Below are 12,432 nucleotides of genomic sequence, written 5' to 3'. Positions count from 1 at the left end.
ATCCCCGATGGAAGCTGGGGCCATCCTTGTTGCTACAAACAAGCTAGCAATCATCGAACAGTGTGATAAAAGGACAAGAGCTGAGAGATAAATATGTTCATGACTTGGGGGAGCACAATTCACATATTTAATCTTTGGGGAAGATTACTCCCTCAATTCTTGCCGAAACCTTGGTCACTCTTCAGTCAATCTATGTAATACCAATCACGGCCTTCCTTGGCGCACTACACTCATTGCAGTGCTGGATCATCATTGATCCTGTGAATAAAATGACAAGGCCAGAGAGAGAAATATGTTCATGACTTGGGGGAGCACAATTCACATATTTGATCTTGGGGGAGATAACTCCCTCCCTAGTCTTGCCGAAACTTTTGCATTGTCCCTATCCGTTTGTTGCTGTTAATACTATTTCCCAATCTTCGCTGGGTTCATCAATTTGGACGACAAGGCCGGACTAAAAAGGGCGCTGTTATTATTGTTGTTAGCACATCTTTTACATCGTTAGCGTTATCAGCAGGGCGATATGCAATCTCGTCCGGCCTTGTCTATTCGGGCACGTTTAGCTTGTTGTACAGGCACTCAATTGCCATGCAGCACTTAACCTATCGTGCGTAGCTCTTGATTGAGCTGTTTAATTTTTTTCTGTAGCTGGGCAATCTCACTCATTAATGCGCATTCTCTTTGCTGGGGTTGCAGATCGCTTTCTCGCACCCATTGGTAGACTGCCTTAGCAGATAAACCGTATTGACGTGCAACATCCGACAGTAAGCGACCTTGTACTTTAACCTCGGTGATAACATGTAGCTTGAGACTATTTTCTGCGATTCCCATGAGCGTTCCCTCTTTTTACTGCCTTCTAACCAAAATATGACCGTTTGCGTTGCCTTTTATTGATGATATTGACGCTGTTCTAAATCCCACTGGCTCAGACCTAGGTGGCGCAGACAAATCCATTCGTGGCGACATAGTGCGATAAAGTTCATGACTGTTTTCATACTTCCTCCTTTATGACCCTAAATACTCGAGCCCATTTTCTGTCTCGATAGGTCCATTTAATTTGGATTAATCCTGTTGAAGCCGACTTGAGTTTTCGGCGATTTCTACCGCGTCTGACTGTCTACTCACTTAGTAGTATGTAAAATTCGTGCCAATATTCTAATTTTTATTTTAATGTTTAAAATCATTGGCTTGTATATTCGATTAAAACGGCGTGATTTTTTAGTGCTGCCAAAAAAGGTGCAAGGCGCACTATTTCGGTGCCATTGGCTTGATATGGAGCAGGGCGGTCTAAGCCATGATTGAAGCCCGAAATCTGTATCTTTGCTGACTAAAATCTGGATTAGCATAATTGAAGATGGATAAAGGATTGTCTCCAGCGCAATTGCTTATATACTGCCTGCTTTGTGGCAATCCCTAGGTCATTCGTATTACCTAATGGACGTGATATTTCTTGCCCTTTTGAGCGGTATTCACAGTCATCAATCATATAAAGAGGTTATAAATGATGAAGTGTTTTCAGGCAGTGCAATCTAAACCATCCCTGTTAGCCATAGTGGTATTGACGACCGCGCTAGTTGCATCGGGTTGTACAACAATCAATCCCTATTCAAACGAAGAACAAACCGCTAAAGCGACCAGTGGCGCATTGATTGGTGCCGTCGCGGGTGCCGCAATTGGGGTGGTATCTTCGAGCAAGAGCGACCGCGGTAAAGGTGCTTTAATTGGTGCTGCATCGGGCGCCGCAGTCGGTGGTGGTATTGGTTATTACATGGATGTGCAAGAGACCAAATTACGCCAACAATTAGCTTCAACGGGCGTGAGTGTGACCCGTAACGGCGATAACATCATTTTGAATATGCCTAATGAAGTGACCTTCGGCGTAGATCAAACCGAGTTAAGTGACGGGGCTAAACGTGTGCTGAATTCAGTGGCGGTTGTGGCCAAGGAATACAGCAAAACGCAGCTCAACATATTAGGTTATACCGACAGCAGTGGTTCAGATTCTTACAATTTACGTCTGTCACAGGTCCGGGCTAGCGAAGTGGGTAATTACTTGATGAATAAAGGCGTTGCCTCTGCCCGTGTAAAATCAAAAGGTATGGGTGAAGCGAGTCCTATTGCATCAAATGCCAATGCAAATGGCCGAGCACAAAACCGCCGCGTTGAGATCGTACTAATACCAACGGGTAAATAGTCTGGTCTAAGCACAAAGTTCTCGCTGAAAAAGTCGCCTGGGGCGACTTTTTTGTTTTCAGTGGTGGGCTAATTGAGTGATTAGCTTGCCGGGCTTCAATTAGACAATTTGTCCTTTATGAAGCGCACCTTGAGTGACCTGCACCACAAACATATCACTGCTAATTACCTTGGGATGAGTTCAGCTTGATCCCTTTATCGATTTCACGTTCTGTATGGGGATAAGTCACAAGAATGACTTTTAGTGCCTAAAGGAGAATATGACTATGATAAGCAAAAATGTGTTAGTAGCCTTGAGTTTAAGTCCTGTCATCATGGTGACTGCTGTACAAGGAGTGCCGATGAAAGCCGAATTGACCACAGGAGTCACGCCGATAGAACTGCGCGCCGCAGGCAGTTTAAAGGCTGCGATGAGTGATATTATTGCTGCTTATCAAGCACAGTCGCAAATGAGTGTTGTAGCGCAATATGCGCCCTCAGGTTTATTGTTAAAACGTATTCAAGAGGGCGAGAAAGTCGATATCTTTGCCTCGGCGAATATGAAACATCCACAGGCATTAGTGGATTCGGGTCAGGGCGAAGCGGTGCAAATGTTTGCCCGTAATCAACTCTGCGCTGTTGCTCAAGACACAGTTCAGGTGACGAGTTCGACGTTACTCGATACCTTGTTAGATCCTAAGATTAAAGTCGGCACCTCAACCCCGAAAGCCGACCCCGCGGGTGATTATGCCTGGGCCGTTTTTGCTAAGGCCGAAGCGGTAAAACCCAATGCGAAAGCCGCGTTAGAGACCAAGGCATTACAACTGACGGGCGGTCCAGAGAGCGTTAAACCGCCTAAAGATCGCAATCCCTATGGCTGGGTGATGGAAAACAAGCAAGCGGATATCTTTTTAACCTATTGCACTAATGCTGTGCTGGCTAAAAAAGAAGTGCCTAGTTTACAAATCATCGACTTACCGCAGGAACTCGCCGTGGGTGCCGACTATGGTTTACTGGTTTTACAAGGTGCTAATACTGCCGCTAAGCCATTAGCTGAGTTTATTCTATCGACAAAAGGCCAAGCGATTCTGAGCAGTTATGGTTTTCAACCTCCGGCAAAATAGCCTTTTTTAGCTTTCCAGCGGGATAAAAAACGGCACCTTTGGGGTGCCGTTCTGTGGTTAGCTCAAACTGTTAAAGCGCTAGTTCATCAGGTAGAGCGTCGCTAACCCGAGGAAGGCGAACAGGCCAACCACGTCAGTGACTGTGGTGAGCACCATACCGCCAGCGAGGGCAGGATCGATTTTAAGTCGTTTTAAAATCAATGGAATACTCGCCCCTGCAAGCCCAGCTACTGTCATATTGATCAGCATAGCGCTACCAATTAATCCCGCCAGTGCCATATCATCCTTCCATAGCCACACGGCGGCAAAGACTAAAATCGACCACATCAAACCATTGAGAAAACCAATCGATAGCTCTTTACCGATAAGCCAGCGGGCGTTGCTTTGGCCGATATGGCCTAAAGCAATACCGCGGATCACGAGCGCTAAGGTCTGATTACCGGCAACACCGCCCATGCTAGGGACAATCGTCATTAGGATGGCGATAGTGGCAAATTGCTCAATAGTGCCTTCAAACATATTGCTGACCGACGAGGCGAGCAGGGCGGCGAATAAGTTTATAGTGAGCCAGAGCGAGCGACGTAGGGTACTTTTTAGCACAGGACCAAAAGTATCTTCATCTCCGTCCATCCCCGCCATACCCATCATGGAATGTTCAGCATCTTCGCGGATAACATCGACTACGTCATCGATTGTGATACGCCCGAGCAGCTTACCATCACTGTCGACGACAGGTGCCGATACCCAGTCATTGCGTTCGAATTTCTGCGCGACTTCGCTGTCGGACATGCTCACAGGAATACTTTGAATATTGGGATCCATGATATTGCGAATTGTGGTGCTTGGCGCGCAAGTCAGCAGATCTGCCAGCCTAACACCGCCAAGGACTTTGTCCTGTTTGTCGACCACATATAAGGTATCTGTGGTGTCGGGTAGGTTGCCCCTTTGCCGAAGATAGCGCAGCACCACATCGATATTCACATCGGGTCTTAAGGTGACTGTATCCGTATTCATCAAGCTGCCGGCGGTCTCATCTGGATAAGATAGGGCTTGTTCTACCCTCAGGCGATTTTGCTCCGTCATCGACTGCAACACTTGTTTGTAAACGGCGTCGGGTAGACTACGCAGAATATAGGCGAGATCGTCGGTGTCCATGCTTGCTGTCGCTTTCGCGACTCGCTCAGGGCTCATGCTGCGGATCAGTGGGTCTTTGAGTTCTTCACTCAACTCATCGAGTATGTCGCCTATTTGTTCCTGATCGATGAGCTGCCACAATACTTGTCTGGCACTTGGCGGTGATGATTCTAAGATCAGCGCGATATCTGAGGCGGCCATTTTTTGCAGCATATTGCGCACGTGTACGAACATGCCGCTGCTAAGCGCTTGGTTTAACTGGTCAAGACTATGTCCGGTGTGATCGTTTTCTGCATTATCTACGGGCATTTGTCCTCCATTGTGCGGCAAATTGGTTTGAGATCTTAGTGTTGGGCTAGGATTTAGTGGTGACTAAGCGTCAGTCGATGACATAGATTAAGGCGGCTAAGGTAAGGCCCGCGCAATGACCGCTAGTGTAATCGCCTGTGGCTTGTATCGTCGAGCGACAAATGTTTTGCCATGTCTGAATGGCAAGTTTTTTAAACTAGACATGAAGTGAAACTAACGATGAAGTGCTTAGTGTGAAGTGAAACTAACAGGCTTCGTCAAACTTAGCGTCGATTAAGGCACAAATGGCATCGAGAGCCGGCTCTGCATCTGGGCCTTCGGCGATCAGCTTGATGGTTTTACCCATGCCAGTTTCAAGCATCAGTAAGCCAAGTACACTGGCGGCCGATGCTTGTTTATCGCCTTGGATTAAGGTGATGGTCGCATCAAACTCGGAAGCCAGTACCACCAACTTAGTGGCGGCACGGGCATGTAAACCGAGCTTATTACAGATGGTTATCTGACGTTCAAGTTTTGGCATTATTGAGCTCTCGATGACGGGCATAAACTTTATGTTTACCGTTACTAAAGCGTTTTGCCAATTGCTCTGCGACGTAAACCGATCTGTGCTGTCCACCTGTGCAGCCAATGGCCACAGTTAAATAACTGCGATTGTTACGCTCGAGGTGCGGCAGCCAAGTCTCCAGTAAATTTTCGATTTGCCAGATGAACTTATTAACCAGTGGTTGACGATTTAAGAACTCAGCTACGGGTTCATCTAAGCCAGTCAATGGCCGCAGCGCCAACTCCCAGTGGGGATTGGGCAGGAAGCGTACATCGAACATAAAGTCGGCTTCGGTGGGCATTCCGTGCTTAAAGCCAAAGGACTCGAAGTTGATCACGAGTTCTTTATCGACACTACCAAGGAGAATTTGTCTGACTTGGTCGCTTAAATCATAGATATTCAAATTCGACGTATCTATGTAGTGATCGACCAGTTTTGACATAGGCTCGAGCAGTTTTCCCTCCAGCTTTATTGCTTCTTGCAAAGAGACTCGGCTCTTCGACAAAGGATGCAAACGACGGGTTTCGCTGTAACGCTTGAGCAGAATTTTATCGCTGGAGTTAAGGAAGAAGCTCGTTAACTCAGTATCTGGAGGTAGGCTAGCGAGTTGTTTCACTAAGACCTTATCCTGCTCAGGCATGTTACGCACGTCGACACTGATGGCGACGAGATCGTTACTGCCTTTGAGTTGCTCAAGCAAACTGCCAATCAATGGCAAGGGAAGGTTATCGACACAATAATAGCCGAGATCTTCGAGTACCCTAAGGGCGACAGATTTGCCTGAGCCTGAGCGGCCCGACACTATGACCAGTTTCATCCAGTGATTACCTGATAGAGTTCCGTTTCATCATGCGTCTTGCGTAATTGCTTTAATATTTGCTTGTCGCTCAGCTTTTCGGCCATGCAAGACAAGGTACTTAAGTGCTGCTGACATTGGTCTGCAGGCACCAGTAGTGCAAATAAAATATCAACAGGTTGCTTATCGATAGCATCAAATGCTATCGGCTCTTCACACTTAATTAGTATGGCAATGGGCTGATCTATATCGGCTAGTCGACCATGTGGAATGGCGATGCCGTTACCTATACCTGTGCTCCCCATCTTTTCGCGCGCCACTAGGCTTTCGAATATCTCTTGAGATGAGAGGGTCGGGTACTGGGCAGCGACTAAGTCGCTGATGAGTTCCAGTACCTTTTTCTTGCTGCCCGGAGTGGCGCAGGTAGTGCACTCCGGCCGCAGTATGGTACAAAGTTCCATTATTAGTGTTTTGTTAACTTCTCTTTGTGTTTAATAACCTGACGGTCAAGCTTGTCAATCAGGGCGTCTATAGCGGCATACATGTCAGCATGCTCTGAAGTTGCAAAAACTTCACCACCTATGAGGTTTATTCTCGCTTCAGCAATCTGTTGCATTTTCTCAACATTGAGCACAACGTGCACATTATTGATCTGTTCGAAATGGCGTTCAAGTTTTGAAAACTTTTCTTCTACATATGCACGTAACGATTCGGTAATTTCGACATGGTGTCCACTTAGGTTTATTTGCATAGAAACGTCCTCCGATATCCACTGTAGGTTATAAACTTTTACGCTGATTAGAAGGTGGAATAAGCATAGCCTCTCGGTACTTCGCAATGGTTCTGCGGGCTACGTTGATCCCTTGTTCTGCCAGAAGTTGTGCCATCTTACTATCGCTTAATGGTTTTTTCTGGTTTTCCGCTGCCACCAGTTTTTTTATAAAGGCTCTGATTGCTGTGGATGAGCACTCACCACCATCGTCAGTACCGACGTGGCTAGAGAAGAAGTATTTTAGTTCAAAAAGTCCCTTAGGGGTATGCATGTATTTTTGAGTTGTGACCCGTGAGATGGTGGACTCATGCATTTCTACCGCTTCAGCAATATCGTTAAGCACCATAGGCTTCATGGCTTCTTCACCATACTCAAAGAAACCTTGCTGATATTGCACTATGCAATTAGCAACTTTAAGCAAAGTGTCGTTACGGCTTTCTAGACTCTTAATAAACCATTTAGCCTCTTGCAGATGGCCGCGAATAAATTGGCTATCGGCTTGGTTTTTTGTGCTGCGTGCCATAGAAGCATAATGTTGATTTACATTGATTTTGGGCATGCAGTCAGGATTAAGCTCAACGACCCAGCGGCCATTTTTCTTCGACACAGACACATCTGGGATAACGTATTCGTCATTATTGGGTGTGATCAACAAACCTGGGCGAGGATTGAGAGTTTGGATAAGTGCTATACCATCCCTTAATTCATCCTCTTTTAATTTAGTCTTACGCATCAATAACCTAAAGTCTCGGGCGGCGATCAGATCTAAATGATCTTTGATCAGCATACGGGCGTTTTCTAGGTTGGGAGTATCAGCGGCGAAATGCGACAGTTGGATCAACAGGCATTCACTTAAATCGCGGGCGGCAACGCCTATGGGATCAAAATGCTGAATACGCTTGAGTACGGCTTCGACTTCGTCAAGCTCAACTTCAGGATTGCCCATGGCTTCGAGAATTTCTTCAGTGCTTTGGGTGAGATAGCCCTGATCGTCGATGGCATCAATAATGGCGGTGGCAATGGCTAAATCGGTTTCAGAAAACGGCGTGAGGTTTTTTTGCCATTCTAAGTGTTCGTACAAACCTTCACTGGTCTCGCCTTGGAAGGGCATATCGTCTTCACGACTGCCGCCGGGGCCTGAGTTTGGGGAGGCGGTAAACACTTCATCCCATGTGGTGTCCATGGGGAGCTCATCGGGCATGGATTCTTTGGTTAGCGACTCTGCCGTGTCTATGGTGGAGCTGTCTTTTTCTGGTGGCAGAGTGCTAGATTCACTGAAATCCGTATCGGATAGCGTTTGGTTTACAGGGTTTTTAGTGGCGTCGAATTGCTCCTCTTCCAGCTCGAGAAGGGGATTAGAATCTAATGCTTGCTGGATCTCTTGCTGCAGTTCCAGTGACGACAGTTGCAACAGACGTATAGCCTGTTGTAGTTGTGGCGTCATGGTTAACTGTTGACCCAGTTTGAGCTGGAGTGACGCTTTCATGTTACCGCTGATCCCTACGTTATTATTGTTAGATGAGGTCGCTTATTATTATCTTGAGTGAAGCCCAATGGCGGTATAAATTGCCTCCATTGGCTTCGCTCGATTAACTATAGCCTGAATTGTTCACCTAAGTACACAGCCCTAACTTGCTGATTGTCTAAGATCTCTGCTGGAGTTCCTTCGGCAATCAGGTTTCCGTGACTCACAATATAAGCATGTTCACATACATCTAATGTCTCGCGGACATTATGGTCTGTGATCAGTACGCCAAGGCCGCGACTTTTGAGTTGTTCGATAATCTTCTTGATGTCGATAACCGAAATAGGATCGACGCCGGCAAACGGTTCATCGAGCAAAATGAACTTAGGATTAGCGGCTAAAGCCCGCGCAATTTCGACGCGACGACGTTCGCCACCCGACAATGACATGCCTTGGCTGTCACGGATGTGGGTGATATGAAACTCTTCGAGCAGATGTTCTAGTTCTTCTTCTCGTTCTTCGTTTTTAAGTTCTTTACGAGTTTGCAGTACGGCCATGATGTTGTCATGAACAGTTAGCTTACGAAAGATACTGGCTTCCTGCGGTAAGTAACCTATGCCTTTGCGGGCACGCAGATGCATAGGATCTGCGGTTAAATCATCATCGTCGATAAAGATATGCCCCTTATCGCTCTTCACTAGCCCGACAACCATGTAAAAGGTCGTGGTTTTACCGGCACCGTTTGGACCGAGTAGGCCAACGACTTGACCGGTTTTTACCGTCAGACTGACGTCTTTAACCACTTGGCGACTCTTGTAACTTTTTGCCAGATTTTGTGCTCTTAAGGTGATTTGGGTCATTTAGAGTCCTGCTTTTTTACAGGTTTATCCGCCGGAGCGTCTGATTTAGCATCATCTTGATAGTTTTCAGGCTGAATAATAGTGATCACGCGATCGTCACCACTGCCAGTACTCTCGGCCATCAATTTCTGTTGAATCATGTTATAGCGGATTAAATTGCCTGTAACTTGGCTACCTGCTTGATCTAATGACGCCATACCTTTCAGTGTTAAGGTGCGGCTTGCCATATCGTAACGAATTTCTTTCGCGCTTGCCGATGCTGGGCGACCATCGTCTAATATTTGGCTATACGTAGCAGGGTTGCCTGTGGCGACCAAAGTTTTGCTATTTTCACCTTCAGCGGAAAATGCACGCAGTTCATTTGCTTGGATTTTTATTGAGCCTTGGGTAACTTCAACTGGACCAAAGAAGATGATCTGGTTGTTTTTGATATCCGCAGTTTGGCTCACAGCTTTAATTTTGACTTCTTGCTTTAAGTCGCCCACTTTCGCGAAAGCACTCATGCTCATAATTAGCATTAGGCTGGCAAGTAATACGTTATTTTGCTTCATATGTTCCTACTACCTGACTGGTCAATTGCACTTCTTGCGCGTTGAGGTCGGCATAAAGGCCTTGGCCTTGAATATTAAAATCTTTCCCTGTGACGTAAATGGTACGGTCAGAGGTCATTATCATAGTGTTGAGATCGAGTTCCAGATAACTGGTGGACAAGGTCTGAATCGGTTCTTCTGGGCTAATGGCATCGATAATAACATTATTTTCTAATACAACCTTGCCAGTTTCCTTGTTTAGCTTGCCCTGATCAGCCCTGAGCTGCCATTGTGCTTTACCTTGGTCTGGATAAACAAGATAAACAGGTTGAGTAAAGAAAGTTTGATTCGTTGAATCATAATGTTCCATGTGTTTCGCCGTCACACGGCTATTCACTAGTCCTTGCTCATTGAACTCAACACTGCGCAGATCTTCAACGATGAAATCTGGGGTATTTTGATCTTTTACTCTGTTATCGGAATCACCGCTGTGTTTGTTCTGGACCTGCCAGTAAAGCGCTAGTGCGGTTCCAAAAAAAGCGATAATCGCGAGTGTCACACGACTCATATACTCATTCCATGGGCCGAAGTGAATTTATTTTGACTTAGGAGTAACAGATCTGTGAGTTCACGCAGTGCACCGTGGCCACCATTGAGCGTAGTCACAAAATGGGCGTGTTGGCGTACATAGGGGTGGCCGTCAGCAACACTGACCGCTAAACCGACGACATTCATCACGGGGAGATCGACAATATCATCACCGATATAAGCCACTTCTTCTGGGGTGACACCATAAAGTGCGAGCAATGCTTCATAGGGCTCGAACTTATTGTCTACGCCTTGGTAAATATGGGTAACACCAAGGGCTGTCATACGGTTTTCAACGATTTTGGATTGACGTCCTGTGATCACGGCGAGGTTGAAACCGCTGGTGAGTAGTGATCGCACGCCATAGCCGTCGCGGGTATGGAAAGCTTTGAGCTCTTCGCCGCTATTACTCAAGTAAATACGGCCGTCGGAAAACACCCCATCGACGTCACAGATTAACAGTTTAATCTTTTGCGCGCGTTGCCACACATCATCACTGATTGGGCCGTAAAATCCTTGCTGTGGCATTAAATGACTCCTGCTTTAACCATGTCTAGCATGTTAAGAGCGCCGATAGGATGGCGATCTTTATCGATAACAATTAATCCGTTGATATTTTTTGAGTCCATCACTTGCAGTGCTTGGGCGGCCAATACATTATCCGTGATCGTGACGCAGTTACGGGTCATCACATCGGCAATGGGCGTCGTGCGTAAATTCACTTCGGCATCAATAACGCGGCGTAAATCACCGTCGGTGAAGATACCAACCAGCTTGCGCTGATCATCGATAATCGCCGTCATGCCTAAGCCTTTCTTGGAGATTTCGTACAGAGCTTCTGTGATGCAAATATCGTGGTTAACGAGCGGTAAGTCATCACCGCTGTGCATGACATCGCAGACTTTTAACAATAACTTGCGTCCTAAAGCACCGCCAGGATGGGACATTGCAAAATCATCACGGGTAAAGCCTTTCGCTTGTAGTAGCGCAATGGCGATGGCATCGCCCATCACTAAGGTCGCGGTAGTGCTCGACGTTGGGGCAAGTCCAAGTGGGCAAGCCTCTTCTGGGACTTCAATACATAAATGCACTTTAGATAATCGCGCCATATTCGATTCGGGTTTACCCGTTACCGCAATAACAGGCACGCCCATACGTTGGATGACTGGCATTAAGGTGAGGATTTCACTCGACTCACCAGAATTTGAAATCGCTAAAATCACATCGTTATCGGCCAATACACCCAGATCGCCGTGGCTGGCTTCCCCCGGATGCACAAAAAATGCGGGCGTTCCTGTGCTGGCGAGGGTGGCAGAAATCTTATTGCCGATATGGCCCGATTTGCCCATTCCCATGACAATCACTTTGCCTGTGCAGTTGAGGATCAACTCGCAAGCCTCTGCAAATTCAGCCGAATCAACATATTGATAAAGATTGTCTAGGGCTGACTTTTCAATGTCGATAACTTTACAACCCCATTGGCGCAGTTGTGATTTGTCTACCATGTCTATCTCTCTTTTTGCATTGTCTTTGTCGCCCCATTGATGGGATTGGAATAGCACAATTTGGTACGCGATAAAGATGATATGTAATAGGCTTTCTGCCAAGTATTAGTTTGTTTTCAGACAATTTAGCTTATGTCTTGCTGTGGTTAATTACCGAAAACAGCAAAACAATTGCGGCAGGCTAGAGCGATTGATCCGACTCGTCAAGTTCAGCTGCGTTAGCTATTCACGCACAATAACGTGTTTAGCGGCAGAAGGTCTTGAGCAATATCATCGTCTTTGTCGTTTATTTCAATGGATTTATCCCATATCGCAGCGGGTATTACCCTATGGGATGCCTCTATTGCGCAATTGCGTATCGACTCTCCCCGATAAAAGTGGGCGAAGAGTGAGCTAAGTGCGAACGAATTAGCCAATACTGCCAATTCTGCAACTAGGTTGAAAACATTAAGTAACATTTTACCTGTGCAGAGTGAAAACTTAGGGCGCATTTTCGCTGTAAATGAGGCAAATTGAAAGTATCGCAGGGCGATAGTGTCGATTCGGTTGTAGGTTAAAGCGCAATTACGTACAATTTGCGGCTCTTCGATTGGTCAGTCTCGGAAGACTAGGATCACCTCATTTGCAAATGTC

14 protein-coding genes are annotated in these 12,432 nt (G+C 46.3%); 2 read left to right on the top strand and 12 right to left on the bottom strand.

Annotated features, from left to right (window positions below; all coding sequences use genetic code 11):
• Positions 1-597: 597 nt before the first annotated feature.
• Entirely contained in the window at positions 598-831 is a 234-nt protein-coding gene (locus L5M37_RS12465; protein ID WP_106649408.1) for a transposase, read from the bottom strand.
• A gap of 673 nt (positions 832-1,504) precedes the next feature.
• On the opposite strand from L5M37_RS12465, the gene L5M37_RS12460 reads away from it, so the two are divergent.
• Positions 1,505-2,194, top strand: a complete 690-nt coding sequence (locus tag L5M37_RS12460) for an OmpA family protein (protein ID WP_173497922.1) — start codon at positions 1,505-1,507, stop codon at positions 2,192-2,194.
• A 265-nt stretch (positions 2,195-2,459) separates the two neighbouring features.
• Positions 2,460-3,296: a molybdate ABC transporter substrate-binding protein gene (locus L5M37_RS12455; protein WP_263200620.1), complete on the top strand. Its 837-nt coding sequence runs from the start codon at positions 2,460-2,462 to the stop codon at positions 3,294-3,296.
• Positions 3,297-3,374: 78 nt separating this feature from the next.
• On the opposite strand, the gene mgtE is transcribed toward L5M37_RS12455, so the two are convergent.
• The 11 genes from mgtE to L5M37_RS12400 all read right to left on the bottom strand — a co-directional run bounded on the left by mgtE (position 3,375) and on the right by L5M37_RS12400 (position 11,799).
• The gene (gene mgtE, locus L5M37_RS12450) at positions 3,375-4,739 is read right to left on the bottom strand and encodes a magnesium transporter (RefSeq protein WP_263200618.1); all 1,365 of its coding nucleotides are present in this window, start codon (positions 4,737-4,739) and stop codon (positions 3,375-3,377) included.
• Positions 4,740-4,983: 244 nt separating this feature from the next.
• The gene (locus L5M37_RS12445) at positions 4,984-5,259 is read right to left on the bottom strand and encodes an HPr family phosphocarrier protein (protein ID WP_006083073.1); all 276 of its coding nucleotides are present in this window, start codon (positions 5,257-5,259) and stop codon (positions 4,984-4,986) included.
• Positions 5,246-6,100 (bottom strand): RNase adapter RapZ, encoded by an 855-nt coding sequence (rapZ, locus tag L5M37_RS12440; RefSeq protein ID WP_113939979.1) that lies wholly within the window; start codon positions 6,098-6,100, stop codon positions 5,246-5,248. Before rapZ ends, L5M37_RS12445 begins: the two co-directional genes overlap by 14 nt.
• Entirely contained in the window at positions 6,097-6,540 is a 444-nt protein-coding gene (gene ptsN / locus L5M37_RS12435; protein ID WP_006083071.1) for a PTS IIA-like nitrogen regulatory protein PtsN, read from the bottom strand. The genes rapZ and ptsN overlap by 4 nt, the downstream gene beginning before the upstream one ends.
• Positions 6,541-6,542: 2 nt before the next feature.
• Positions 6,543-6,830: a ribosome hibernation promoting factor gene (gene hpf / locus L5M37_RS12430; protein ID WP_006083070.1), complete on the bottom strand. Its 288-nt coding sequence runs from the start codon at positions 6,828-6,830 to the stop codon at positions 6,543-6,545.
• A gap of 28 nt (positions 6,831-6,858) precedes the next feature.
• On the bottom strand, positions 6,859-8,337 hold the full coding sequence (locus L5M37_RS12425; RefSeq protein ID WP_263200616.1) for an RNA polymerase factor sigma-54: 1,479 nt from the start codon (positions 8,335-8,337) through the stop codon (positions 6,859-6,861).
• Positions 8,338-8,444: 107 nt separating this feature from the next.
• Positions 8,445-9,176 (bottom strand): LPS export ABC transporter ATP-binding protein, encoded by a 732-nt coding sequence (lptB, locus tag L5M37_RS12420; protein ID WP_105251392.1) that lies wholly within the window; start codon positions 9,174-9,176, stop codon positions 8,445-8,447.
• Positions 9,173-9,727, bottom strand: a complete 555-nt coding sequence (lptA, locus tag L5M37_RS12415) for a lipopolysaccharide transport periplasmic protein LptA (RefSeq protein WP_105251393.1) — start codon at positions 9,725-9,727, stop codon at positions 9,173-9,175. The genes lptB and lptA overlap by 4 nt, the downstream gene beginning before the upstream one ends.
• Positions 9,714-10,274 carry an LPS export ABC transporter periplasmic protein LptC gene (lptC, locus tag L5M37_RS12410; RefSeq protein ID WP_105251394.1) on the bottom strand — a complete coding sequence of 187 codons (561 nt, stop codon included), beginning with the start codon at positions 10,272-10,274 and terminating at the stop codon, positions 9,714-9,716. Before lptC ends, lptA begins: the two co-directional genes overlap by 14 nt.
• A complete protein-coding gene (kdsC, locus tag L5M37_RS12405; RefSeq protein WP_028759542.1) occupies positions 10,271-10,822 on the bottom strand; it encodes a 3-deoxy-manno-octulosonate-8-phosphatase KdsC in 552 nt (183 codons plus the stop codon). Before kdsC ends, lptC begins: the two co-directional genes overlap by 4 nt.
• Positions 10,822-11,799, bottom strand: a complete 978-nt coding sequence (locus L5M37_RS12400; protein WP_168825500.1) for a KpsF/GutQ family sugar-phosphate isomerase — start codon at positions 11,797-11,799, stop codon at positions 10,822-10,824. Before L5M37_RS12400 ends, kdsC begins: the two co-directional genes overlap by 1 nt.
• Between the last annotated feature and the right edge of the window lie 633 nt (positions 11,800-12,432).

Source organism: Shewanella sp. SM69, from assembly GCF_025653985.1.
Taxonomy (GTDB): domain Bacteria; phylum Pseudomonadota; class Gammaproteobacteria; order Enterobacterales; family Shewanellaceae; genus Shewanella; species Shewanella oncorhynchi.
Note: the sequence above shows the minus strand (reverse complement) of the source record. Positions and strands in the feature narration are given on the sequence as shown.